General features: G+C 73.0%; 24 protein-coding genes and 1 pseudogene. 14 read left to right on the top strand and 11 right to left on the bottom strand.

From position 1 onward, the window contains the following. Positions 1-17 precede the first annotated feature (17 nt). Together AB0398_RS00965 and AB0398_RS00960 are read left to right on the top strand one after the other, a co-directional pair. Complete coding sequence (locus AB0398_RS00965; protein WP_366371208.1) at positions 18-455, top strand: DCC1-like thiol-disulfide oxidoreductase family protein; 438 nt, start codon at positions 18-20, stop codon at positions 453-455. 10 nt (positions 456-465) lie between these two features. Then, positions 466-1,203: a TetR family transcriptional regulator gene (locus tag AB0398_RS00960; RefSeq protein ID WP_366371206.1), complete on the top strand. Its 738-nt coding sequence runs from the start codon at positions 466-468 to the stop codon at positions 1,201-1,203. Positions 1,204-1,263: 60 nt separating this feature from the next. Here the strand turns inward: AB0398_RS00960 and AB0398_RS00955 are convergent, their stop codons facing one another. From AB0398_RS00955 to AB0398_RS00945, 3 genes are all read right to left on the bottom strand, one after another. Continuing rightward, positions 1,264-2,817 (bottom strand): ABC transporter substrate-binding protein, encoded by a 1,554-nt coding sequence (locus tag AB0398_RS00955; protein ID WP_366371204.1) that lies wholly within the window; start codon positions 2,815-2,817, stop codon positions 1,264-1,266. 193 nt (positions 2,818-3,010) lie between these two features. Next, on the bottom strand, positions 3,011-4,294 hold the full coding sequence (locus AB0398_RS00950) for a metallophosphoesterase (protein ID WP_366371202.1): 1,284 nt from the start codon (positions 4,292-4,294) through the stop codon (positions 3,011-3,013). Between the two features lie 21 nt (positions 4,295-4,315). Next, entirely contained in the window at positions 4,316-4,561 is a 246-nt protein-coding gene (locus tag AB0398_RS00945; RefSeq protein ID WP_366371200.1) for a hypothetical protein, read from the bottom strand. 109 nt (positions 4,562-4,670) lie between these two features. Here AB0398_RS00945 and AB0398_RS00940 point away from each other — a divergent pair. After that, positions 4,671-5,900 (top strand): annotated as a pseudogene (locus AB0398_RS00940) (D-alanyl-D-alanine carboxypeptidase); the annotation flags it as partial. Here the strand turns inward: AB0398_RS00940 and AB0398_RS00935 are convergent. Continuing rightward, positions 5,884-6,957, bottom strand: a complete 1,074-nt coding sequence (locus tag AB0398_RS00935; RefSeq protein ID WP_366371199.1) for a YihY/virulence factor BrkB family protein — start codon at positions 6,955-6,957, stop codon at positions 5,884-5,886. The pseudogene AB0398_RS00940 and the gene AB0398_RS00935 overlap by 17 nt on opposite strands. 227 nt (positions 6,958-7,184) lie before the next feature. On the opposite strand from AB0398_RS00935, the gene AB0398_RS00930 reads away from it, so the two are divergent. Together AB0398_RS00930 and AB0398_RS00925 are read left to right on the top strand one after the other, a co-directional pair. Next, on the top strand, positions 7,185-8,561 hold the full coding sequence (locus tag AB0398_RS00930; protein ID WP_366371197.1) for an FAD-binding oxidoreductase: 1,377 nt from the start codon (positions 7,185-7,187) through the stop codon (positions 8,559-8,561). 14 nt (positions 8,562-8,575) lie between these two features. Next, positions 8,576-9,331, top strand: a complete 756-nt coding sequence (locus tag AB0398_RS00925; RefSeq protein ID WP_366371195.1) for a decaprenylphospho-beta-D-erythro-pentofuranosid-2-ulose 2-reductase — start codon at positions 8,576-8,578, stop codon at positions 9,329-9,331. Positions 9,332-9,347: 16 nt separating this feature from the next. Here the strand turns inward: AB0398_RS00925 and AB0398_RS00920 are convergent, their stop codons facing one another. From AB0398_RS00920 to glyA, 3 genes are all read right to left on the bottom strand, one after another. Beyond that, on the bottom strand, positions 9,348-9,944 hold the full coding sequence (locus AB0398_RS00920) for a 2'-5' RNA ligase family protein (protein WP_366371193.1): 597 nt from the start codon (positions 9,942-9,944) through the stop codon (positions 9,348-9,350). A 118-nt stretch (positions 9,945-10,062) separates the two neighbouring features. Beyond that, on the bottom strand, positions 10,063-11,076 hold the full coding sequence (gene trpS / locus AB0398_RS00915) for a tryptophan--tRNA ligase (protein ID WP_366371192.1): 1,014 nt from the start codon (positions 11,074-11,076) through the stop codon (positions 10,063-10,065). Between the two features lie 325 nt (positions 11,077-11,401). After that, on the bottom strand, positions 11,402-12,688 hold the full coding sequence (gene glyA / locus AB0398_RS00910) for a serine hydroxymethyltransferase (RefSeq protein ID WP_366371190.1): 1,287 nt from the start codon (positions 12,686-12,688) through the stop codon (positions 11,402-11,404). Positions 12,689-12,958: 270 nt separating this feature from the next. On the opposite strand from glyA, the gene rocD reads away from it, so the two are divergent. From rocD to AB0398_RS00895, 3 genes are all read left to right on the top strand, one after another. Continuing rightward, entirely contained in the window at positions 12,959-14,164 is a 1,206-nt protein-coding gene (gene rocD, locus AB0398_RS00905; RefSeq protein WP_366371188.1) for an ornithine--oxo-acid transaminase, read from the top strand. Positions 14,165-14,279: 115 nt separating this feature from the next. Next, positions 14,280-14,540 (top strand): hypothetical protein, encoded by a 261-nt coding sequence (locus tag AB0398_RS00900; protein ID WP_366371186.1) that lies wholly within the window; start codon positions 14,280-14,282, stop codon positions 14,538-14,540. Beyond that, positions 14,540-14,932, top strand: a complete 393-nt coding sequence (locus AB0398_RS00895; RefSeq protein ID WP_366371184.1) for a PIN domain-containing protein — start codon at positions 14,540-14,542, stop codon at positions 14,930-14,932. Before AB0398_RS00900 ends, AB0398_RS00895 begins: the two co-directional genes overlap by 1 nt. 39 nt (positions 14,933-14,971) lie before the next feature. Here the strand turns inward: AB0398_RS00895 and AB0398_RS00890 are convergent, their stop codons facing one another. Continuing rightward, complete coding sequence (locus AB0398_RS00890; protein WP_366371182.1) at positions 14,972-16,156, bottom strand: glutathionylspermidine synthase family protein; 1,185 nt, start codon at positions 16,154-16,156, stop codon at positions 14,972-14,974. A 12-nt stretch (positions 16,157-16,168) separates the two neighbouring features. Continuing rightward, on the bottom strand, positions 16,169-16,471 hold the full coding sequence (locus AB0398_RS00885; protein WP_366371180.1) for a hypothetical protein: 303 nt from the start codon (positions 16,469-16,471) through the stop codon (positions 16,169-16,171). A 130-nt stretch (positions 16,472-16,601) separates the two neighbouring features. Here AB0398_RS00885 and AB0398_RS00880 point away from each other — a divergent pair, with 130 nt between their 5' ends. Then, entirely contained in the window at positions 16,602-17,450 is an 849-nt protein-coding gene (locus tag AB0398_RS00880; protein WP_366372322.1) for a hypothetical protein, read from the top strand. 94 nt (positions 17,451-17,544) lie between these two features. After that, positions 17,545-18,252: a hypothetical protein gene (locus AB0398_RS00875; protein WP_366371179.1), complete on the top strand. Its 708-nt coding sequence runs from the start codon at positions 17,545-17,547 to the stop codon at positions 18,250-18,252. A gap of 193 nt (positions 18,253-18,445) precedes the next feature. On the opposite strand, the gene AB0398_RS00870 is transcribed toward AB0398_RS00875, so the two are convergent. Beyond that, positions 18,446-19,552, bottom strand: a complete 1,107-nt coding sequence (locus tag AB0398_RS00870; RefSeq protein WP_366371177.1) for a helix-turn-helix transcriptional regulator — start codon at positions 19,550-19,552, stop codon at positions 18,446-18,448. A 143-nt stretch (positions 19,553-19,695) separates the two neighbouring features. Here AB0398_RS00870 and AB0398_RS00865 point away from each other — a divergent pair, with 143 nt between their 5' ends. From AB0398_RS00865 to AB0398_RS00850, 4 genes are all read left to right on the top strand, one after another. Continuing rightward, complete coding sequence (locus AB0398_RS00865; RefSeq protein WP_366371175.1) at positions 19,696-19,926, top strand: hypothetical protein; 231 nt, start codon at positions 19,696-19,698, stop codon at positions 19,924-19,926. After that, on the top strand, positions 19,923-20,195 hold the full coding sequence (locus AB0398_RS00860) for a hypothetical protein (protein WP_366371173.1): 273 nt from the start codon (positions 19,923-19,925) through the stop codon (positions 20,193-20,195). Before AB0398_RS00865 ends, AB0398_RS00860 begins: the two co-directional genes overlap by 4 nt. Continuing rightward, entirely contained in the window at positions 20,192-20,449 is a 258-nt protein-coding gene (locus tag AB0398_RS00855) for a hypothetical protein (protein WP_366371172.1), read from the top strand. The genes AB0398_RS00860 and AB0398_RS00855 overlap by 4 nt, the downstream gene beginning before the upstream one ends. A 76-nt stretch (positions 20,450-20,525) precedes the next feature. After that, on the top strand, positions 20,526-20,981 hold the full coding sequence (locus AB0398_RS00850) for an NUDIX domain-containing protein (protein WP_366371171.1): 456 nt from the start codon (positions 20,526-20,528) through the stop codon (positions 20,979-20,981). Positions 20,982-21,443: 462 nt separating this feature from the next. On the opposite strand, the gene AB0398_RS00845 is transcribed toward AB0398_RS00850, so the two are convergent. Beyond that, entirely contained in the window at positions 21,444-22,862 is a 1,419-nt protein-coding gene (locus AB0398_RS00845; RefSeq protein WP_366372321.1) for a PLP-dependent aminotransferase family protein, read from the bottom strand. Between the last annotated feature and the right edge of the window lie 72 nt (positions 22,863-22,934).

Below are 22,934 nucleotides of genomic sequence, written 5' to 3'. Positions count from 1 at the left end.
CCGCCCCGCGAACGCCCGTGAAGCGCCTGACCGTGCTGTACGACGCCGACTGCCCGCTCTGCGTGCACCTGCGGCACTGGCTGCTGCGGCAGCGGCAGCTCGTCCCGCTCGACCTGGTGCCGGCCGGGTCCCAGGAGGCCCGGCGCCGGTTCCCGGACCTCGACCACGCCGCCACCCTGCGGGAGATCACGGTGATCGGGGACCGGGGCCAGGTCTACCGGGAGACCGCCGCCTGGATCGTCTGCCTCTGGGCGCTGGCCGAACACCGGCCCCGGGCCCACTGGCTGGCCACCCCCGCCGGGCAGCCCTTCGCCCGGATGACCGTCCTGGCCGCCGCGAAGTGGCGCGAGGCACTCAAGGGCCCCGGGTGGGAATCCGGGCAGGGACCCGCCGGCGGCCCGGGTCCGGAGGCCTGCGGGGACGGGCACTGCGAAGTGCCCGGTCCGCCCCGTTAGGCTCGGCCCCGTGAAGGACGTGAAGGAAGAGAAGAAGGCCCCCAAGAGCGAGCAGACCCGCACGCTCATCCTCGAAACCGCGCTCCGGCTGTTCAAGGAGCGCGGTTACGACAAGACGACGATGCGGGCCGTCGCCCAGGAGGCCGGGGTCTCCGTCGGCAACGCGTACTACTACTTCTCGTCCAAGGAGCACCTGGTCCAGGGCTTCTACGACCGGATCGCCGAGGAGCACCAGGCGGCCGTCGAGCCCATCCTGACCGGGAGCGAGAAGGACCTGACGGCCCGGATCCGGGGGGTCTACCTCGGCTGGCTGGACATCGCGGAGCCGTACCACGAGTTCGCCGCCCAGTTCTTCAAGAACGCCGCCGACCCGGACAGCCCGCTCAGCCCGTTCTCGCCCGAGTCGGAGGGGCCGCGCGAGGCCGCGATCGAGGTGCACCGGCGGGTCATCTCCGGGGCCTCGGTGAAGGTCGACCCGGAACTGGCCGAGGCGCTGCCGCAGCTCCTGTGGCTCCAGCAGATGGGCCTGGTGCTCTTCTGGGTGTACGACCGGTCGGAGGGCGCCGCCAACAGCCGGCGGCTCGTGGAGCGGCTCGCCCCCGTCACCGCCCGCGCGATCTCCCTCTCCCGCTTCCGGATCCTGCGCCCGCTGGTCAAGGAGACCCACGAGCTGCTCGCCGACTTCATGCCGACGGCGGCCGGGATGGCGGCCTCGGGCAAGCCGAAGCGGGCGGGCGCGAAGCAGTAGGGGACGCGGCGGGGCCGTACTCGTGTGAGTACGGCCCCGTGACGCGTCACCGCCGTACCGCTAGATCCAGCTCAGTTCCCACAGCCGCCAGATGCCGGTGCCGTCCGTCAGGTACTGGGAGCCGGCGACCGCCTCCGTGGAGAGGACGTAGTCCTTCTTCTGCCACAGCGGCACGAGCGGGACGTCGGTGGCGACCTCGCTCTGGATCGCCTTGAAGTCGCCCGTCGTCCGGGAGCGGTCGCTGTGCTGCTGCGTCGAGGCGATCAGGGAGTCGATCCGCTTGTTGGAGAACCCGTTGTGCAGGGTGTTCCCGGTGCCGACGAGCGGTGCGGTGAAGCTGTCGGAGTCGGGGAAGTCGGGGAGCCAGCCGACGGTGTACGCGTCGAAGGCGCCCTGCGCGTACTGCTTCTGGAAGTCCTCCCAGAGGACCTCGACGGTCTCGACCGAGAAGAGGCCGGTCTCCTCCAGCTGCCGCTTGATCTCCTTGGTCTCGGCGGCGTAGGTGTCGTCCTTGCGGAAGCCGAAGGTGAACTTCACCGGGGTCTTGATCCCGGCGGTCCTCAGGATCTGCTTCGCCTTCTTCCCGCTCGGCTCCGGGTAGACGTCGTAGAACGCGGTGCTGTGGCCGACGAAGCCCTGCGGGATGAGGGAGTACAGCGGCTCGACCGTGCCCTTGTAGGCGCCGGTGGTGATCGCCGGGCGGTCGAGGACCGCCGCGACGGCCTGCCGCACGGCCTTCTCCGCCATGGGCGTGCCGGGCCGGACGTTGAAGTTGATGTTGCGGATCTCGGCGCTCTCCGCCTCGGTGACCCGGGTGCCGTCCGCGGTCTCCAGGGTGGAGACGAAGTCCGGCGGGAGCTGCCGGTGCGTCACCTGGACGTTCTTCGCCTTCCAGGCCTCGGCCAGTTCCTCGGACTTGGCGTAGTACTTCACGAGGACCGGGCGGCCGGCCTTGGTGACGGCGCCCTTGTAGTTCGGGTTGGGCTCCAGGAGGGCGGACTCGCCGGGCTTGTACTCCTTGAGGACGTACGGCCCCGAGCCGTCGACCGCCTCGTCGGGGCGCAGCTTCTTCTCCGGGTAGCGCTCGCGGTCCACGATCGACCCGGCGCCGGTGGCCAGCTTCAGCGGGAACGTGACGTCCTTGGCGCTGAGGTGGAACGTGACGGTGCGGCCCTCGGAGTCGACGCTCTTCAGGGTCGGGAAGAGCGGCTGCGGACCGACGTCCGTCTTCATGCCCAGCATCCGCTCGAAGGAGTACTCGACGTCCCCGGCGGTCACCTTGCGCCCGTTGGAGAAGGTGAGGTCGTCGCGGAGCGTGCACCGGTACGTGGTGAGCCCGGTGCCCGCGAACGCGCAGCTCTCGGCGGCGTCCGGGACCGGCTCGGTGAAGCCCGGCTTGAACGTGAGCAGCGACTGGTAGACGTTGCTGTAGATCGCCCAGGATCCGGCGTCGTAGGCGCCTGCCGGGTCGAGGGAGGTGATCTCGTCGGTGGTGCCGACGGCGATCGGATCCGTCCGGGCGCCGTCGGAGGGCAGGAGTTGCCAGCCCCCCACTCCGGCCGCCACCAGTACTCCACAAGTGATGAGGATCCGCAGACGGACCGTCGACCGCATTGCCGTGCTTCCTTTTTTTGGTGCCACCCCAGGCGCGGCGCCCCCCGGAACCACCGCGATGGCGCCATCCCATCACACGGCCTTCACAAGCGGAAGAGAAAACTTTCACACCACAGGTATATGTCCGGGATATGAGAATTTAAGTCGATGAGCAGCACGTATCACTCTCGGTGCGGGGAGTGACGGGTCCCTTTCAGGCCTGTTTCGAGGCGAGTTCGACGACGGTGATGTCGGAGGGGGCGCCGACCCGGACCGGGGGTCCCCAGGCACCCGCGCCCCGCGAGACGTAGAGCTGGGTGTCGCCGTACCGTTCGAGCCCGGCGACGGTCGGGTTGGCCAGGTCGGCGAGGAGGTTGCCGGGCCAGAGCTGGCCGCCGTGGGTGTGGCCGGAGAGCTGGAGGTCGACGCCGTGGCGCACGGCGTCGTGGACGACGATCGGCTGGTGCGCGAGGAGGACGGCGGCGCGGGCCCGGTCGCGGTCGCCGAGGGCGCGCACGAAGTCGGGGCCCCGGCCCTCGCTCTCGCCCGCGACGTCGTCGACGCCCGCGAGGTCGAAGCCGGCCGCGATCTCCAGGCGCTCGTTGCGCAGCGGGCGCAGGCCGAGCTCGCGCACGTGGTCGACCCAGGCGTCGGCGCCCGAGAAGTACTCGTGGTTGCCGGTCACGAAGAAGGAGCCGTGCCGGGCGCGGAGCCGGGCGAGCGGCTCGGCGGCGGGGCCGAGGTTCTCGACGGTGCCGTCGACGAGGTCGCCGACGACCGCGATCAGGTCGGGCTGGGTGGAGTTGATCGTGTCCACGATGCGCTGGGTGTGGGCGCGGCCCAGGATCGGACCCAGGTGGATATCGGACACGACGGCGATCCGGTAGCCGTGCGCGGCGCGCGGGATCTTGGCGAGCGGCACGGTGACCCGCTTGACGCGGGGCCCGCGCAGCACGCCGTACGTGCCGTACCCGACGGTCCCGAGCGCGACGGCGGCGGCGGTGCCGCCGACGACCCGGGAGACGAAGAGACGGCGGGAGGGGTCGGCGGGGTCGGTGGCGGGGCCGGCGGGAGTGCCCGGCTCCGCCGGGCCGGTGGGGCCGGCGGGGGCGGGATCCGGGGCGGCCTCCGCGGCCGGTACCGGTACGGGTACGGGCTCGGGGACCGCGGCGGCGGGCTCGCGGCGGGCGAGCCGGGCGCGCAGGAGCGGGCGGACGGCCTCGCCCACCACCAGGGCCAGGACCAGGTACAGGAGGACGGCGAGCCACATCTGCCCCGGCCAGGCGATCACCTGCTGGAGCCGGAAGGGCACGCCCGCCCGGGCGGAGACCAGGGCCGCGACCGAGAGCAGCGGCAGGACCACGACGGCGGCCGTGCCCAGCCGGCGCGGCAGACCGCCGGGCGCCGTCACGTCACGGACGAGCCGCCGCCACACGTACCAGTGGACACCACCGAGCAGCGCGAGGACCACGACCAGGACCAGCAGGAAGACGACCACGCCCCGGAACTCCTTCTTCTTCTAGGCGTCCGTGCGACGCGCGGCGCGCACCCCGCGCAACCCGAGGACGCCGATCACCGTCCCCAGGACAAAGGACGTGACGGCAAGCAGCAGATGAACCCAGAAGTAGGCCGTCGGGTCGCCCGCGTCGTCGAAGGCGAGGCCGCTCCCGTCGTTCCAGAGGTTTTTAATGAAGGTGACCCAGATGAACCAACTCCACACCCCGAACGCGAGCAGGAACCAGGAGACGCGACGGCTGAGCTTCATGGCCCCAGTATCACCGTCGGCCCTCCGACGGCCGCGTCCGGGTGGACGGGTGGGCTCGAATGGCCTTCCGGGGTTCGTATCTCTGTTCCGTACCTGTACGTTCACGAGCGTGTCTGCTTCGAAGAAGACCGCTTGGGCGGTCGCCGCTGCTGTGTTCCTTCCGCTCGTCCTCGCCGTGCCCGCGGCCCATGCCGACGGGAAGGACGAGAAGGTCGAGCAGGCCGTCCAGGACACGCAGCCCAAGCCGCCCGCCGCCATGTCCACGGTCGGCGGCGCCCTGCTCGGCAGGCCCGGTACGCAGGTGCGGCTCGGGGCCGGGGCGCCCGTGCTGCCGAAGGAGCTGTCGGGCCGGTCCTGGATCGTCGCGGACGCGGAGAACGGGCAGGTCCTCGCCGCGCACAACGCGCACTGGCCGCTCGCCCCCGCCTCCACCCTGAAGATGCTCTTCGCGGACACCCTGCTGCCGAAGTTCCCCAAGACGCAGAACCACCTGGTCACCAGCCAGGACCTGGTGGGCATGGGCGAGGGCTCCAGCCTGGTCGGCGTCAAGGAGAAGCAGACCTACAGCGTCCACGACCTGTGGCTCGGCGTCTTCCTGCGCTCCGGCAACGACGCCGTGCACGTCCTGACCAACATGAACCACGGCCTCCAGCAGACCGTGAAGGACATGAACGACCAGGCGGTCGAGCTCCAGGCGCTCGACACCAAGGTGGTCTCCCCGGACGGCTACGACGCCCCGGGCCAGGTCTCCTCCGCGTACGACCTCACCCTCATCGCCCGCAGCGGCATGACCAAGCCGGACTTCCGCGAGTACGCTGCCACCTCCCGCGCCGCCTTCCCCGGCATACAGAAGCCCGGTGAGAAGAAGCGCGAGACCTTCGAGATCCAGAACACCAACCGGCTGCTCACGGGCGACTTCGGCGTCCCGCCGTACCAGGGCGTCGCCGGGGTCAAGAACGGCAACACCACACACGCGGGCGCGACCTTCACCGGGGTCGCGGAGCGGAACGGCCGGGTCCTGCTCGTCACCGTGATGAACCCCTCCTCCAAGGAGCAGCACGCGGTCTACCGCGAGACCGCCCGGCTGTTCGACTGGGGCTTCGCCGCCCTCGGCAAGGTGCAGCCGGTGGGCGAGCTGGTGCCGCCGCTCTCGGCCCGTACGAAGTCGCCCGGGCCCGACGGCACGGCGCAGCCCGCGCCCGGCGAGAACGCCCCGGCACAGCCCGTCCAGGCGGTCGCGGCCGGGAGGGCCGGCGGGGTCGGGACCGCGCTGGCCGTGGCGGGCGGGGTCCTCGCCCTCCTCGCGGGCGCCGCGTTCCTCGTCAACCGCCGCTGGCCGACGGCCGTGTCGGCGGCACGTCGCGGCGACCGGGAGCAGGGCCCTGATCAGGGCCAGGGCCAGGAGTCGGGTCAGGACCAGGACCGGAGCCAGGACTCGGACTCGGGTCGGGAGAAGGAGCAGGGGCAGGGGCCTGGTCCCGCGAAGGAGACGGGGGAGAAGACGGAGGCGGGGAAGTAGCCCCGTCCTGATCCGCGGCCTTCTCCTTCCGGGACGAGGCCGCCGCCGTCCACGCCGCGCAGAACAGCAGCAGCTTCGCGGTGAGGTTGATCCAGAGGAGCAGGGCGACGGGGACGCCGAACGCCCCGTACATCGACTTCGCCGCGACCCCCCTCATGTAGCCGCCGAGCAGCAGCTTGAGGAGTTCGAAGCCGACCGCGCCCATCAGCGAGGCCACCACCAGGTCGCGGCGGGGCGGCTCGACGCCGGGCAGCAGGGACAGGACGTACAGCAGGATCAGGAAGTCGGCGACGACGCCGACCAGGACGGCGGCGGTCTGGAGCAGGACGCCGCCCGCCCCGCCCTCGGAGACGCCGACCTGTTCGGCGCTCCAGCCGACGGCGGTGGAGCCGAGCCAGGAGGCGGCGAGCGAGCCGAGGGCGACGCCGCCGAGGCCGATGAGGATCAGCGCGTCCTTGCCCTTGAGCAGGACCGGGTTGCCCTCGATGTCGTCGAGGCCCCACACCGCGCGCAGGCACTCCCGCATGGAGCCGATCCAGCTGATGCCGGTGAAGAGGAGCAGGGCGCCGGCGACGATTCCGACGGTGCCGGCATTGTCGACGAGTCCGCCGATGTTGAGCTGGTCGGAGATGCCGGGGACCTGCTCGCCGATCTTGTCCTCGATCCGGTCGAGCTGCTCATCGCTGAGGAGCGCGGCGCCGACCGCGGCGGCGACGGTGATGAGCGGGAAGAGGGCGAGGAAGGAGAGGAAGGTGATCGCCGCGGCGAGCCGGGTCCAGTGGGCCCGGTCGAGGGTCTCGTACGCGCGCCAGGCGTGGGTGCGCATGAGTCGGGTGACCCAGGGGCCGATGACGGGGAGCTTGGTCAGCCAGTCCATGTCGTGCGTGTACCCCTCGATGCGTGCGCTGCGCGGGTGACCGGAGTACGAGAATCCCCCTGTCGGGCCCTCTCGTGCGCGATCGACATGCGCGGGTGGCGCGGGGTCGGGTGCCGGGGTTCTCCTCCTACCCTCCCTCCATCCGATCATCACCCTTTTCGGCGAACCGCCAGACAGCGGGGCGCAATACCGGCATAAGCGGCATGGCCGCCTATACGGTCGGCTCCATGGCTGTCGAGACCCGCGTCCCGGACGACGACTGCGAAGCCCTCACCGGCTGGGGCCGCACCGCCCCCACCCTCGCGCGCGTGTACCGGCCCCGCAGCCCGGCCGAGGCGGCCGCCGCCCTCCGCGCTCCCGGCGCCCGGGGCGCCGTCGCCCGCGGTCTCGGGCGCGCCCACGGCGACGCCGCCCAGAACGCCGGCGGCACCGTCCTCGACATGACCGGCCTCGACCGGATCCGCGCCGTCGACGCGCGCGCGGGGCTGGTCGACTGCGAGGCGGGCGTCAGTCTGCACGGGCTGATGGAGGTCCTGCTGCCGCTCGGCCGGTTCGTCCCGGTCGTGCCCGCCACCCGGTACGTGACGGTCGGCGGCGCGGTCGCGGGCGACGTCCACGGCGGGAACCAGCACGCCGTCGGCTCCTTCGGCCGACACGTGGTCTCGCTCGAACTCCTCACCCCCGACGGGGAGACCAGGACCGTGCGGCCCGGCACCGCGCTCTTCGACGCCACCACCGGCGGCATGGGCCTGACCGGCGTGGTCCTCTCCGCCGTCCTGCGGCTGCCGGCCGTCGAGACCTCCCTGATGCGCGTGGACACCGGGCGGGCCCGCGACCTCGACGAGCTCCTCGCCCTGCTCGCCGGGGGCGGCCACCCGTACCACCACGCCACCGCCCGGATCGATCTGCGCGCCCGGGGCGCCGCCACCGGCCGGGCCGTCCTCACGCGCGGCGACCCCGCCCCGTACGACGCGCTGCCCCGCCGCCATCCGGCCCGCCGCGCGCCGCTCGCCTTCCGGCCCGTCCGGCTGCCCGCCCCGCCGCGCGTGCCCGGCGGGCTGCTCGGCCGCACCTCCGCGGGGCTCTTCGGCGAGCTCTGGTACCGGGCGTCGCCCCGCGCGGCCACCGGCCGGCTCCGGCCGCTGTCCGGCTTCTTCCACCCCCTCGACGCCGTCCCGCACTGGAACCGGCTGTACGGGCCCGGGGGCTCCGTCCCGTACCGGTTCGTCCTCCCGCACGGGCGGGAGGAGGTGCTCCGGGGGATCGTGCGGCGGATCGCGGAGCGGCGCTGGCCCGTGCTGCCCGGCGTCCTCCAGCGGTTCGGTCCGGGCGGTCCCGGGCCGCTCTCCTTCGCCCTGCCCGGCTGGTCCCTGGCCCTCGGCCTGCCGACCGGGCTCCCCGGGCTCGGCGCCTTCCTCGACGCGCTCGACGAGGAGGTCGCGGCGGCGGGCGGCCGGGTGCACCTGGCCGGGGACTCGCGGGTGCGGCCGGAGGCGCTGGCCGCGATGTATCCGCGGCTCGACGAGTTCCGGGCGCTGCGGGCCGCGCTCGACCCCCGGTCCGTCCTCGTCTCGGACCTCTCCCGCCGTCTCGGTCTCCAGTAGCTTCAGGAGTTGCCATGAAGGACGCCTTCGGCGCACCGCAGTCCCTGCTCGTCCTCGGCGGCACCTCGGCGATCGGGCTCGCCACCGCCCGCCGGATGATCGCCCGGCGCGCCCGCACGGTCCACCTGGCGGGCCGCCCCTCCCCCGCCCTCGACGCCGCCGCCGCGTCGCTGCGGGCGCTGGGCGCCGAGGTGCGGACGGTCCCGTTCGACGCGCTCGACCCCGGATCGCACGAGGAGCGGCTCGGCCCGGTCTTCGCGGAGGGCGACGTCGACACGGTGCTGCTGGCCTTCGGGGTGCCGGGCGACCAGGCGCGCGACGAGTCCGACCCGGTCGCCGCCGCCCGGGTCGCCGGGACCAACTACACCGGCGCCGTCTCGGCGGGCCTGGTGTGTGCGGGCGCGCTCCAGGCGCAGGGGCACGGCTCGCTCGTGGTGCTCTCCTCGGTGGCGGCCGAGCGGGCCCGCCGCGCCGACTTCATCTACGGCTCGTCGAAGGCGGGGCTCGACGTCTTCGCCCAGGGACTCGGGGACGCGCTGTACGGGACCGGGGTGCACGTGATGGTGGTGCGGCCCGGCTTCGTGCGCTCGCGGGCGACGGCGGGGCGCCCGGAGGAGCCGTTCGCGACCACCCCGGAGGAGGTCGCGGGCGCGATCGAGCGGGGGCTGCGGCGGCGCTCGGAGACGGTGTGGGTGCCGGGGGCGCTGCGGATGGTGACGGCGGCGGTGCGGCACGTGCCGAGGCCGCTGTACCGGCGGCTGCCGGTGTGAGCCCTCCGGCGGCCCCTCAGGGGCCCGGCGTCGTCGTCGGGGTGTCGACCGGGCTGCCGCCCTGGGCCGGGACGGCGCGGGTCGGGTGGCCGCTGCCGAACTCGTAGTCGCACAGCTTGCGCCACACCTGGTCCGCGCCCTGCTCGTACAGCGCGAAGGAGCGGCAGGTCCAGGCCGCCTCGTAGCCGGCGAGCTCCTCGAACGCCCGGTCCATCCCCTCCTCGGAGATGCCGTGCGCCACGGTGACGTGCGGGTGGTACGGGAACTGGAGCTCGCGCACGAGCGGCCCGGCCTCGTCCCTGATCCGCTGCTGGAGCCGGTCGCAGGGGGCGACGCCCTCCGCCAGCTTGACGTAGACCACCGGGGAGAGCGGCCGGAAGGTGCCGGTGCCCTTCAGGCGCACCGGGAAGGGCTGGTACCCGGTGGCCACGCGCGCGAGGTGGGCCTCGATCTCCGGCAGCAGCTCCCGGGGCACCTCGGTCGGCGGGACGAGGGTGACGTGGGTGGGGATGCCGTGCGCGGCCCGGTCCCCGAAGCCGGCGCGCCGCTCCTGGAGCAGGCTGCCGTAGGGCTCCGGGACCGCGATCGAAACGCCGAGCGTTACGGTCCCCACGTCGTTCTCCTCCGTCGTCTCGGTGCGTCTCGGTGCCGTCGCGCGTGCGGGTGGGCGTACGGGTGGTGCAGCCGCCAGTGTGCGGCCTGCACCACCCTCGTGGCCAGGGTCCCAGGACTCAGTGCTTGGCGGGCAGGAGACCCATCCGCTCGTACGTCTGTGCCAGGGTCTCGGCGGCGACCGCGCGGGCCTTCTCCGCGCCCTTGGCCAGGACGGAGTCCAACGTCTCCGGGTCGTCCAGGTATTCCTGGGTGCGGGTCCGGAACGGCGTGACGAAGTCCACCATCACCTCGGCGAGGTCCGTCTTGAGCGCGCCGTACATCTTGCCCTCGTAGTCCCTCTCCAGGTCGGGGACGCTCTTCCCGGTGAGGGTGGAGAGGATGCCGAGGAGGTTGGAGACGCCGGCCTTGTTCTCCGGGTCGAAGCGGATCACCGTGTCGGTGTCGGTGACGGCGCTCTTGACCTTCTTCGCGGTGACCTTGGGGTCGTCCAGGAGGTTGATGAGGCCCTTCGGCGTGGAGGCCGACTTGCTCATCTTGATCGACGGGTCCTGGAGGTCGTAGATCTTCCCCGTCTCCTTCAGGATGTGCGGCGAGGGGATCGTGAAGGTCTCGCCGAAGCGCCCGTTGAACCGCTCCGCGAGGTCGCGGGTCAGCTCGATGTGCTGGCGCTGGTCCTCACCGACCGGGACCTCGTTCGCCTGGTAGAGCAGGATGTCCGCGACCTGGAGGATCGGGTACGTGAAGAGGCCGACGGTGGCGCGGTCGGCGCCCTGCTTGGCGGACTTGTCCTTGAACTGGGTCATGCGGGAGGCCTCGCCGAAGCCGGTGAGGCAGTTCATGACCCAGCCGAGCTGGGCGTGCTCGGGGACGTGGCTCTGGACGAAGAGGGTGCAGCGCTCCGGGTCGAGGCCGGCGGCGAGGAGCTGGGCGGCGGCGAGCCGGGTGTTGGCGCGCAGCTCGGCCGGGTCCTGCGGGACCGTGATCGCGTGCAGGTCCACGACCATGTAGAAGGCGTCGTGCGTCTCCTGGAGGGCGACCCACTGACGGACGGCGCCGAGGTAGTTGCCGAGGTGGAACGAGCCGGCGGTGGGCTGGATTCCGGAGAGCACACGGGGACTGTCAAAGGCCATGCACATCATTCTCTCAGGTGCGGGACGGGTCCCCGCCCGACCGGTGCGACGGGCGCCGCCCGGCCGGTGGGGCGGGTCCCGTCCGGCCGGTGCGGCGGGCCCCCGCCGGCCGGTGTGTCAGGTCCCGCCGGTCGGTGTGTCAGGGGTACGCGCGCGGGGGCGCGGCTCCGGTCGCGGCGGCCGTGGTCCGTGGCGGATGAGACCAGGAACACAGTGCGCGCGACGGTCCGCGCCCCCTCTCCGGCGGTCGCCGGATCGGACGGGCGGGCCCGGGGCGGGAAAGGCTGCCGTCAGACCGGCGGGCCCGGGGCGAGGAACGCGGCCGTCAGACCGGCAGGCCCGGGGCCGGGAAGGCGGCCATCAGGCCGGCGACCTCGGCGCGGATCGCGGCAAGGGCGTCCTCGTCGCCCCGGCCGGCGGCCGTGACGCCGCGGTCGATCCAGTCCGCGACCGACGCCATGTGCTCGGTGCCGAGGCCGCGGGAGGTGAGGGCGGGGGTGCCGATGCGGATGCCGGAGGGGTCGAAGGGCTTCCGGGGGTCGAAGGGGACGGTGTTGTGGTTGACGACGATCCCGGCCCGGTCGAGGGCCTTGGCGGCGATCTTGCCGGGGACCTGCCGGGAGGTGAGGTCCATGAGGATCAGGTGGTTGTCGGTGCCGCCGGAGACCAGGTCGAAGCCGCGGGCGAGGAGCGCCTCGGCGAGGGCCTTCGCGTTGGCGACGACGGCGTGGGCGTAGGTGCGGAAGGAGGGCTGGGCGGCCTCGCGCAGGGCGACGGCGATGGCGGCGGTGGTCTGGTTGTGCGGGCCGCCCTGGAGGCCGGGGAAGACGGCCCGGTCGAGGGCCCTGGCGTGCTCCTCGCGGGCCATGAGCATGGCGCCGCGCGGGCCGCGCAGGGTCTTGTGGGTGGTTGTGGAGATCACGTCCACGTGGCCGGCCGGGGAGGGGTGGGCGCCGCCCGCGATCAGGCCCGCGATGTGGGCGACGTCGGCGACGAGGACGGCGCCGGCCTCGCGGGCGATCTCGCCGAAGGCGGCGAAGTCGATGGTGCGGGGCAGGGCGGTGCCGCCGCAGAAGATGACCTTCGGGCGCTCCTCGAGGGCGAGTTCGCGGACCTCGTCGAGGTCGACGCGGCCGGTGTCCGCGCGCACGCCGTACTGGACGCCCCGGAACCACGAGCCGGTGGCGGAGACGCCCCAGCCGTGGGTGAGGTGGCCGCCCATGGGCAGGGCCATGCCCATGACGGTGTCGCCGGGCTCGGCGAAGGCGAGGTAGACGGCGAGGTTGGCCGGGGAGCCGGAGTAGGGCTGGACGTTGGCGTGGTCGACGCCGAAGAGGGCCTTGGCGCGCTCGACGGCGAGGGCCTCGACCCGGTCGATGTTCTGCTGGCCCTCGTAGTAGCGGCGGCCGGGGTAGCCCTCGCTGTACTTGTTCTGGAGGACGGTGCCGGAGGCTTCGAGGACGGCGGCGGAGACGTAGTTCTCGCTGGGGATGAGGCGCAGGGTGTCGGCCTGGAGCCGCTCCTCGGCGCCGACGAGGGCGGCGAGTTCGGGGTCGGCGGCGGCGAGGGCGGGGTGGGCGGTGGTGGTCGTTCCAACGGCGGTGGTGGTCACGGTGGTGTCCTCCGGGCGTGGGCGGGGTCCCGGGGCACTGCGTGAGGCGCGGCGCCACGCGGGACTTCGGTCCCGGGACGCCCAGGCGGGCGGCGCCTCGTGTGGTCTGCCGCGCACGGCTCCCCCGGGGTCGCTTCCCCGTACGCCAGTCGCCGTGCGTGCCGTCAGCGTAGCGGTCCGGCCGTGTCGGAGGTTTCCCCGTCCGGTATGCGAGCGACGATAGGAAAAGGGGGCACATCCACCCCGGGCCGCAGGACGAACGGAGATCCCGTGTCGAGGACAGAAGACGCGATCGCTTCCGCGGAGGCGCACAGCGCCCACAACTACCACCCCCTTCCGGTCGTCGTCGCCTCGGCGGACGGCGCCTGGATGACCGACGTCGAGGGGCGCCGGTACCTCGATCTGCTCGCCGGGTACTCGGCGCTCAACTTCGGCCACGGCAACCGGCGTCTGATCGACGCGGCGAAGGCCCAGCTGGAGCGGGTGACGCTGACCTCGCGGGCCTTCCACCACGACCGGTTCGCCGACTTCTGCGCGCGGCTCGCGGAGCTGTGCGGCAAGGAGGCGGTGCTGCCGATGAACACGGGGGCGGAGGCGGTGGAGACGGCCGTGAAGACGGCCCGGAAGTGGGGGTACGAGGTGAAGGGCGTGCCGGACGGGCACGCGAAGATCGTGGTGGCGGCGAACAACTTCCACGGCCGGACGACGACGGTCGTGAGCTTCTCCACGGACCACGAGGCGCGGGACCGCTTCGGGCCGTACACGCCGGGGTTCGAGATCGTGCCGTACGGGGACCTGACGGCCCTGGAGGCGGCGGTCACGGAGAACACGGTGGCGGTGCTCCTGGAGCCGATCCAGGGCGAGGCGGGGGTCCTGGTGCCGCCGGCCGGCTATCTGCCGGGGGTGCGGGAGCTGACCCGGCGGCGGAACGTGCTGTTCGTGGCGGACGAGATCCAGTCGGGGCTCGGGCGCACGGGGAAGACGTTCGCGTGCGACCACGAGGGCGTGGTGCCGGACGTGTACCTGCTCGGGAAGGCGCTGGGCGGCGGGGTGGTGCCGGTGTCGGCGGTGGTGGCCGACCGGGACGTGCTCGGGGTCTTCCGGCCGGGCGAGCACGGGTCGACCTTCGGCGGGAACCCGCTGGCCTGCGCGGTGGCCCTGGAGGTGGTCGCGATGCTGCGGACGGGCGAGTACCAGGAGCGGGCGGCGGAGCTGGGCGACCACCTCCACGCGGAGCTGGGGCTCCTGGTGGGCGGCGGCGCGGTGGAGGCGGTGCGGGGGCGCGGGCTGTGGGCGGGCGTGGACATCGTCCCGTCGAAGGGCACGGGCCGGGAGATCTCGGAGCGGCTGCTCGACCGGGGGGTCCTGGTGAAGGACACCCACGGCTCGACGATCCGCATCGCCCCGCCGCTGGTCATCTCGAAGGAGGACCTGGACTGGGGGCTGGAGCAGTTGCGGGGGGTGCTGGCGGGCTGAGGGGGCGTCCGGTTCCGGGACGGGGCGACGAGGCGCACACAGGGACGCCGCGTCCCGGCGGCCGGTCTCCGCAAACCGCTCACAGCGCTTTCATACCGACGGTAGCATTGGCAGCATGAGCGGTAGCAAGAAGTACTCGATCAGTCTGCCCGAGGAACTCGCCGAGACCGTGCGCGCCCAGGTCGGACCGGGCGGCTTCTCCGCGTACGTCGCGGAGGCCTTGGAGCAACGCCTGGCGATGGAGCGGCTGCGTGAGATCGTCACCGACTTCGAGACCGACCACGATCCGCTGACCCGCGCCGAGGTCGAGGCCGCCCGGGCCGCTCTGCGCCACGACGCGGCCCAGGACGGGCCGGCGGGCGGGGTCGCCGCCTGATGCCCGGCACCCTGCTCCTGGACGGCGAAGGCCTTTCCAAGCTGTACCTCAAGGACCGCGCGGTCCTCGCCTTCGTCCAGGCCGCCACGGAGGAGGGCGTGCGCGTCGCCACCACGGTGATGACACGCCTGGAGGCCGACCACGACCGCGTCCATCCGGCCCGGGTCCAATGGGTCCTGTCGCGGATCGACGTCCACCCCGTCACCAGGGAGGTCTCGGACGAGGCGGCCCGCCTCCTCCGCGAACACCGGCTGCACGGTCACAAGTACGCGATCGACGCCGTTCTCGCCGCCGTCGCCCGCGCCGCCCGGGCTCCCGTCACCGTGCTGACGTCCGATCCCGAGGACCTGACGCTGCTGTGCGGACCGGCGGTCCGGATCCTCAAGGCATGACCGCCGCAGAAACATCCACGGTCACGGGTTCACGTGCCGTCAGAGGATCACGTGCGGGAGGAAGCGGGCGTACTCGTCGGTGACGGGCCCCGCCGACTCCCGGATGCCGAGGCCCGCCGCCTCGCCCTCGACGACCCACGCGCCGAGGACCACCCGGTTGCCGTCGAAGTCGGGCAGCGGGGCGAGTCCCTGGTAGCAGGAGGGCTCCCCGTCCCGTACGAAGGGCTCCGTACCGGCCTCGTGCAGGGTGACGCCCTCGCCCTCGCGGCCGAGCAGCGGTTTGGCGGCCCAGCCGGTGGTGGTGGCGAGTTCGCGCGGTCCGTCGAGGTAGGCGGGCAGCAGGTTGGGGTGGCCCGGGTACAGCTCCCACAGGATCGCGAGCAGCGCCTTGTTGGAGAGCAGCATCTTCCAGGCGGGCTCGATCCAGCAGGTGGAGCCGGTGCCGCCGCCGTTGTCGAGGGTGTCCAGGACGTGCGGGCCGAAGCGGTCGGTGGTCAGCCACTCCCACGGGTAGAGCTTGAAGCAGCTGCGGAGGAAGCGGAGCCGGTCGTCGACGAAGCGGCCCGAGAGCCGGTCCCAGCCGATCTGCTCGACGGAGAGCGCCTCGGTCTCCAGGCCGGCCTGCTGGGCGGTCTCGCGCAGGTACGCGACCGTCATCAGGTCCTCGCCGAGCTCGTCGCCCTCCGAGTGGACGAAGTGCACGGGGCCGGGCGGCAGCAGGTGGGCCTGCCGCTTCCAGGCGTCGACGAGCCGCTCGTGGAGGGAGTTCCACTGGTCGGCGCCGGGGAACCGCTCCTCCATCCAGAACCACTGGGCGCTCGCGGCCTCCACGAGGGAGGTCGGGGTGTCGGCGTTGTACTCCAGCATCCTGGCCGGCCCGGTGCCGTCGTAGCGGAAGTCGAACCGGCCGTAGATCGAGGGGAGTTCGTCGCGCCGCCGCCAGGACTCGGCGATGAGTCCGGCCAGCCGGGGATCGGTGACGCCGAGCTCCGCGAAACGTTCCTTATCGACGATGTGCGCGGCCGCCGCGAGGGACATCTCGTGCAGCTCCTCGACGACCTCCTCCAGCGCCTCGACCTCGGGCAGGGAGAAGGAGTAGTACGCGCTCTCGTCCCAGTACGGGCGCAGCGAACCGTCCGGGTAGCGGGTCAGGGGGTAGACGACCCCCTGCGCCTCGACCGTCCGCTGCCAGTCCGGGCGGGGTTCGATGGTGTGGCGTTCCATGCCCCGGCCGCCTCAGCCGCCGCCGGTGCGGGAGCAGCCGAAGCCGCCGCTGTCGACGGCGGTCTTGTCGAAGCTGCCGCCGCTGACCTTCTGGTCGCTGACGGAGCCGCCGTAGTAGTAGGAGCCGCGGGGAGTGGTGCCGGTGCCACTGCTGCTGCCACCGCTCCCGCCGCCGTCGCACTCGTAGCGGGGCAGCTGCTCCCGGGTCAGCCGGTCCACGCACCGCTTGTCCGGTTCGGAACCACAGGCCGTGATCGTCATCGCCAGCAGGCCCATCCCGCCGAGCACCACCGTGCTCGACCTCAGCCTCCGCATGTCTGTCACCCTCCCCCTTCGCGGTCGCGATCCTCACGGCCGCGCCGCTCACGGTCACACATGCCGCGACCACCAGTCCAGTCCGGTTCTTTCCGCCCGCAGGACCTAGAGTCGTTTCGTGCTTCTCGGGATGATTTGTGCGTTTGCTTCAGCCATCTGCTACGGCACGGCCTCCGTCCTCCAGGCGGTGGCGGCCCGTGCCGCGGAGCCGGGCTCGGGCAGCGGGGTCGATGTGGCGCTGATGTGGCGGGCGGTGCGGCAGTGGCGATATCTCGCCGGTCTCTGCCTCGACGGGCTGGGGTTCGTCCTCCAGGTCGTGGCCCTGCGGACGCTGCCCATCTACGTGGTGGGCGCGGCCCTCGCGGCGAGCCTGGCGGTGACGGCGGTCGTCGCCTCGCGGGTGCTCCGGGTGCGGCTGAGCCGGGTGGAGCGGACGGCCGTGGCCGTGGTCTGCGCGGGGCTCGCGATGCTGGCCCTCGCCTCGGGCCGGGAGGGCCACCGGGCGGGCCCGGAGGCCCTGGACTGGGCGCTCCTGGCCGTCGTGGCCGGGATCCTGCTGCTCGGCGCGGCGGCCGGCCGGCTGCCGGACCGCCCGCGCGCGCTCGTCCTCGGCCTGGGATCGGGGTTCGGCTTCGGGGTGGTGGAGGTGGCGGTCCGCCTGATCGACGGCTTCGACCTTGCGAACCCGGCCCTGTACGCCCTCCTGGCGGGCGGCGGGGCGGCGTTCCTGCTCCTGACCTCGGCGCTCCAGCGGGGCTCGGTGACGACGGCGACGGCGGGCATGGTGCTCGGCGAGACGATCGGCCCCGCGGTGGTCGGCGTGGCCTGGCTCGGCGACACGACCCGCACCGGCCTCGGCTGGCTCGCGGTCACCGGCTTCGCGGTGGCGGTGGCGGGCTCCCTGACCCTGGCGCGGTTCGGGGAGGCGCCGGAGCCGGGGGCGGGGGCAGAGGCGGGGCGTGTGGGCGGGCGCGGGTAGGGAGGGAGCAGCCGCGTGCCAGGGTCCGGGCCCGGCGGAGACCGGGCGCTCGCACCAGCCCGGACAGGGAGCGGCCGCGTGCGATGATCCGGCCGTGCTGGAGCGGATCGAAGCGGTGGACTGGGGCGCGGTACCGGGCCCTCCCGGGTGGTACGAGCCGGAGCGCGTCGCCCCCGGCCTGCGGGTCCTCTCCGGGGCGTCGAACCTGGTGCGCGCGGCGGAGGCCGGGTCGCTGCTCGGCTGTGGCGGGATCGTCCACGACCACAGCGGCTCGGTGTTCCCGGCGGCCGCGATCGCCGCTCCGCTGCTCCTGGACATCGCCCGGCGGGGCCACCCGGCGGCGAGGGACACCGCGCTCGTCCTGCTCGACGAGGCCCTGTGGTTCCCACCGCACGCCGGGTACGAGCGGGTGACGGAGCCCGATGGCACCGAGGCCCCCCTCTGCTGTGCCCTCGCCCACCACCTGCGCGCCCACGCCGACTTCCTCACCGGCCTGGGCGGGACGGGCAGGTCGCTGCTGGCCGACGCGGCCGCGCACTGGCGCTTCGAGATCCGCGAGTGCGCCGCCGACGGTGACGACACGGCGGCCTTCGGCACCCTGACCGGCCGCTTCCCGGAGGGCGCGCGATCGGCGGAGCTGCACCACGGCGGGAACGCCACCGCACTGAACGGCCTCACCCTGGAGTACCCGCCCGAGGACGACTCCCCCGAGGCGTGCCTGCGGATACCCGACCGACATCCGGACGAACTGCCGCCGGGGGCGGTCCTGCTGCCGGCGCGTTGCAGGGACCGGGAGCGCTGAGGGGGGTACGCGGGACTGCGGCCCTATGGGGACGCGGGAGCACCCGTGTCCGCGACCGAACCACCGTGCCACAGCGTCCTGTTACGCATCCGCGCGACCTTCCGCAGGCTCATGCTCGCCGAGCACACGCCCTTCATGACCTTGCGATCCCGGGCAGACGGCCGCTCACCACCTCTCGGCGAGTACGGCGTCGCTACGCGGACCGCACTTCGGACATCAGCAGGCGCAGGGTCAGCGAGTGCTTCTCCGGGGGCAGGGCGTCGAGCGCCGCGCGGGCGTACGCGACTCCGCCGGCCCGGTCGCCGGAGCGGGCGATCATCAGCCCCCGGTGCATTTCGAGGTGGGTGGCGAACCTCGGAAGGGACTCGGGCAGTTCCCGGCGGGCGGCTTCCTGCGCGCCGACGGCCGTGCCCTCGTCTCCGAGGCGCGCCGCGAGGAGGGACATGAAGACGTTCATGCGCCACCACGGCACCGCGTAGTCCGAGGTCTCCTCGTACGACCCCGCGGAGTCGAAGATGCGCCGCCCCTGGTCCATGAGGTGTCGAGCCGTGTCCCGGTCTCCGCGGAGAGCCGCCGCGTGCGCCTTGCCCATGGTCGCGTTCAGGAGCCCGAGGGAGGGTTTGTCGCTGATCCCCATGGCCTGATCGGCGAACAGGTCCGCCATCCCGAGGGACGCCCCCTCGTATCCGAGCGCGATCGCGGCGCGCCCCCGCACCCACACCCGGGCCTGGTCGTCGCCCGACCGGTCGGCGGCCTCTGCCGCAAGCCGGTACCAGTTGACCGCGCGGCTGCCGTCGGCACCTGGAAACGTCTTCGCGTACAACGTCATCAGCCTGGCTCCGACCGACCAGAGTCGCGGATGCTCGAGTTGCTGCTGCACGACGACGAGCTCGCCGGACACGCGACGCTGGATGTCCGCCGCACCCAGGCTCATGTACTCGGTGCCGTACGTGGCGAGCTTCTGCTCCCAGTCGTCGATCGTCGGTCCACCGTGCAGCCGGGCCCCGAAACCGGCCGCCAGCAGGTCCGACGCCACGATCGGGGCTATGGCCGTGGCAGCCACGTCCGACAGGAAGGTACGACGCTTCATCTCACCCTCAAGGACAGCCAGGGGTACGTCCAGAACCGCGGACAGACATCGAAGGTAGAACCCGCCCGGCCTCACCTTCGAACGCTCCCACCGACTGACGTACTCCCGATCGACATTCGTCCGGAACGCTTCGTTGATCTGCTGCGCGAGCCGCCCCTGAGACCATCCTCGGGCTGTGCGCAGGTCTCGGATCAAGGGCCCAACGCTCATGTGGACATCTTGCCCCTACTTTCGCCCCGGAGGTGTGAACAGTCCGTGTCCGGGGCCGACTTGCCCCTAGGAATGCCCCTAGTCACTCTGCGTGCAAAACGAGACGCTCTGTGTCATCACGACGACGTGAGGGACGGTGAGACGTGTCGGACGACCAGTGGAAGCCGACCGCGAAGTGCTATGCGGTCGATACCGGTTCGAGCCCACCCCGGCTCGGCCGGGTGACGCGCCACTCCGAGGGGAACGTGTACCTCCACCCTCCGGGCGGCGGCGCCGAGTGGGCCGCGTCGCCCGAGCAGGTGCGCCGGCCCACCGAAGCCGAATGGGCGCGCATCCGTCTCATGACCACTCCCGTACGGGTGGTGGGGGCGTGACCGGAGGACAGGGCCTTCTCGGCGCGGTGCCGCTCATGCTCTCGGCGGACCACGAGTTACGCCCGCGCCCCGAACCGGCCCCCGGATGCACCCCGTGCGCGTACTTGGCGAGCTGGTTCGACCACTACATGCGCAGAGGTCCGCAGCACGACGAGTCCGCCGCCGTGGACTGCGCGGTGGAGATCCGGAACCATCCGCACGACCCGCCGAAGATGACCATGAAGGGGTCCGCCCCGGCCGGTGGAAGAAGTCGGGGTGCGGCGCCGTGAGCCGGGTCTTCGCTCTGGTCGACTGGACCCTGCGGCCCGACCGGGAAGACGACGCCCCGCCGACCACGCACCGGTTCCGGTGCCTGACGCTCCACGACGACGACACCGAGTGCGGCGCCGAGAGCGAGCCGGTCACCGACCCCGGGGAAGCGCAGGCGTGGCCGTTCGAGCATCTGCGCGGGCATCCCGAGCACACCAGTTACGCCGAGATCGTCGAGCGCCCTTGGGTGATGTGGCGGGGTTCTCGAGCGTGACCGTCCGCAGAACCGTGGGGTTGCAACCGCCGTGGGCGCACTCCCGGTGCGTCCCGGCCCAGAGAAAGGCGCATTCATGAAAAGAGTTGTCGCCCGGCTGTGGCGGCTCATCCGAGGCCCCCTGCAATGGCGTGTCCTGTGGTTCGTCCACGCGAAGTTCATGGTGGGCGTCACGGGGGTCGTCCGTGACGACGAGGGCCGAGTCCTCCTCCTCAAGCACCGGATGTGGCCTCCGGAGCGTCCGTGGGGACTGCCCACCGGCTACGCGGTCAAGGGCGAGGAGTTCCCGCGGACCGTGGTGCGGGAGGTCAAGGAGGAGACCGGGCTCGACGTCGAGCCCGGTCGCCTGGTGCACGTGAAGAGCGGTTACCGACTCCGCGTGGAAGTCGCCTACGAGGCGATCCTCGTCGGAGGCGACCTGGTCATCGACGGTTTCGAGATCTTGGAGGCGCAGTGGTTCGACCCGGACTCGCTGCCGCGGGGGACGCAGGAAGCCCACCGGCAGCTCATCGAGGGGAACTCCCCCTCGTAGCTCCCCTGGCACCCAACGAAAGCGTCGTCGGCGCGCGAGCACTCGACGCACTGGCCGCACTGCGCGCCGACTCGTCCGAACTCACGGCGGGGCATCCCGCCCACACCTTCCGGCCGGCCCCTGAGCGCCTGGCCCGGTGGCAGGACTCGGGCGTCGACACGTCGCCGTTCCACAACGGTTTCCACGCGGCATGGAACCGCTACGCCGAACTCGACCTGATCCGTGAGCGCCGTCGCCCTCGCCATGCTCGGTGTCCTGCCGTTGCGGACGGTGGACCGACGTCCCCGTGGAGGTGGGGTACCACGAGCATCGGAGCGGGCAGGGAGTCACGGTGTACGCCTGCCCCGAGCAGGCCGCGGCCGTGGTCCCCCAGGTCTGCGCCCGGAGAGCCGGTGCAGGGGCCCAGACCTCCAGCAGGTGCCGAGGGCCCCGCCCGGCCGCCCACCAGGCGCCCGCCGGTCCTCAGGACGGCAGTACCCGGCACAACGCCTCCAGCGCGCCCGGCCACGCGCTGTCCGACGGGGTGGCGTAGCCGACGACGAGGCCTGCCGGGGGTGGGGGTGCGGTGGGGCGGCGGTAGGGGGAGAGGCCCTCGACCGCGAGGCCGTGGCGGGCGGCGGTGCGCAGGGTCGTCTCCTCGGTGCCGGGCGGGAGGGTCAGGACGGCGTGCAGGCCGGCCGCGATGCCGCCGACCCGGGTGGCCGGCGCGTACGCGGCCACCGCCGCCACGAGCTGGTCGCGGCGGCGCCGGTAGCGCAGCCGCATCGCCCGTACGTGCCGGTCGTACGCCCCCGAGCCCAGGAACTCCGCGAACGCGAGCTGGTCCGGCGCGCTCGGCGCCCCGTGCACGGACCCCCTCGCCACCACCCCGTCCACCAGCTCCTCCGGCAGGACCATCCACGCCAGGCGCAGGCCGGGCGCGAGGGACTTGCTCGCGGTGCCGAGGTACACGACCCGCTCGGGGTCGAGGCCCTGGAGGGCCCCCACGGACTTCCCGTCGTAGCGGAACTCCCCGTCGTAGTCGTCCTCCAGGACGACACCGCCCGAGGCCCGCGCCCAGTCGACGACCGCCGTCCGCCGGTCCGGGGGCAGCGCACCGCCCAGCGGGAACTGGTGCGCCGCCGTCATGAGGGCCGCCCCGCAGTCCGCGAGGTCCCCCAGCGCGCCGACGTCCGTGCCCCGCCCGTCGGTGGGGAGGACCGGAGTGCCCAGGCCCGCCCCCGCCAGGATGCCCGCGTGGAGTTCCAGGCCGTACGGCTCCACGGCCGCGTCCCGTACGCCGCGCTCCCGCAGCGCCCGGGCGAGCAGCGTCAGCCCGTGCGCGAACCCGGCGCAGACCACGATCCGTTCGGGCCGGGCGTGCACGCCCCGCGCGCGGGCCAGGTACTCGGCGAGCGCGGCGCGCAGTTCGGCCCGGCCGCGCGGGTCCCCGTACCCGAAGGCCTCGTCGGGCGCGGCGGTGAGCGCCCGCCGGTACGCCCGGAGCCAGTGGGCGCGGGGGAACGACGCCAGGTCGGGGGCGCCCGTCACGAGGTTGTACGAGGGAGCGGCCGGGACGGGGAGGGAGGCGAGGGGGCGGTGCGGTCGGTCCCCGGGGTCCGCGCGGCGGGCCACCCGGGTGCCCGAGCCCTGCCGGGCGGTCAGCCAGCCCTCGGCGACCAGCTCGGCGTACGCGTCCGCGACCGTGTTGCGGGCCGTGCCGAGGTCGGCGGCGAGCGAGCGGGAGGACGGCAGCCGGGTCCCCGCCGCCAGGCGCCCGCCGCGCACCGCCTCCCGCAGGGCCTCCACGAGGCCCGCGCGCAGCCGCGTCCCCCGGAGCTCCAGGTGGAGGTCGGATCCGAGGACGGGCCGGTCGTCCGTCCGGAGCTCCGGGGCGTTCACCTCGTCGGGGTCCTTCGGGTCGTTCGCCTCGTTCCTCACGGGGAGGGACCCTATCCCCTCCCCCGATAATGA

It is taken from the genome of Streptomyces sp. NPDC086147 (assembly GCF_040702165.1).
In the GTDB taxonomy this organism is placed as follows: domain Bacteria; phylum Actinomycetota; class Actinomycetes; order Streptomycetales; family Streptomycetaceae; genus Streptomyces.
The sequence above is the reverse complement of the archived record's forward strand: the minus strand, read 5'-3'. Positions and strand labels throughout refer to the sequence as shown.

Excerpts from the sequence above, each read along its gene's own strand:
- AB0398_RS00955 (WP_366371204.1), bottom strand. The coding sequence starts at position 2,817 with ATGCGGTCGACGGTCCGTCTGCGGATCCTCATCACTTGTGGAGTACTG.
- AB0398_RS00945 (WP_366371200.1), bottom strand. The coding sequence starts at position 4,561 with ATGAAGCTCAGCCGTCGCGTCTCCTGGTTCCTGCTCGCGTTCGGGGTG.
- AB0398_RS00935 (WP_366371199.1), bottom strand. The coding sequence starts at position 6,957 with ATGGACTGGCTGACCAAGCTCCCCGTCATCGGCCCCTGGGTCACCCGA.
- AB0398_RS00930 (WP_366371197.1), top strand. The coding sequence starts at position 7,185 with ATGGCTGTCGAGACCCGCGTCCCGGACGACGACTGCGAAGCCCTCACC.
- AB0398_RS00925 (WP_366371195.1), top strand. The coding sequence starts at position 8,576 with ATGAAGGACGCCTTCGGCGCACCGCAGTCCCTGCTCGTCCTCGGCGGC.
- trpS (WP_366371192.1), bottom strand. The coding sequence starts at position 11,076 with ATGGCCTTTGACAGTCCCCGTGTGCTCTCCGGAATCCAGCCCACCGCC.
- AB0398_RS00900 (WP_366371186.1), top strand. The coding sequence starts at position 14,280 with ATGAGCGGTAGCAAGAAGTACTCGATCAGTCTGCCCGAGGAACTCGCC.
- AB0398_RS00895 (WP_366371184.1), top strand. The coding sequence starts at position 14,540 with ATGCCCGGCACCCTGCTCCTGGACGGCGAAGGCCTTTCCAAGCTGTAC.
- AB0398_RS00890 (WP_366371182.1), bottom strand. The coding sequence starts at position 16,156 with ATGGAACGCCACACCATCGAACCCCGCCCGGACTGGCAGCGGACGGTC.
- AB0398_RS00885 (WP_366371180.1), bottom strand. The coding sequence starts at position 16,471 with ATGCGGAGGCTGAGGTCGAGCACGGTGGTGCTCGGCGGGATGGGCCTG.
- AB0398_RS00880 (WP_366372322.1), top strand. The coding sequence starts at position 16,602 with ATGATTTGTGCGTTTGCTTCAGCCATCTGCTACGGCACGGCCTCCGTC.
- AB0398_RS00870 (WP_366371177.1), bottom strand. The coding sequence starts at position 19,552 with ATGAGCGTTGGGCCCTTGATCCGAGACCTGCGCACAGCCCGAGGATGG.
- AB0398_RS00850 (WP_366371171.1), top strand. The coding sequence starts at position 20,526 with ATGAAAAGAGTTGTCGCCCGGCTGTGGCGGCTCATCCGAGGCCCCCTG.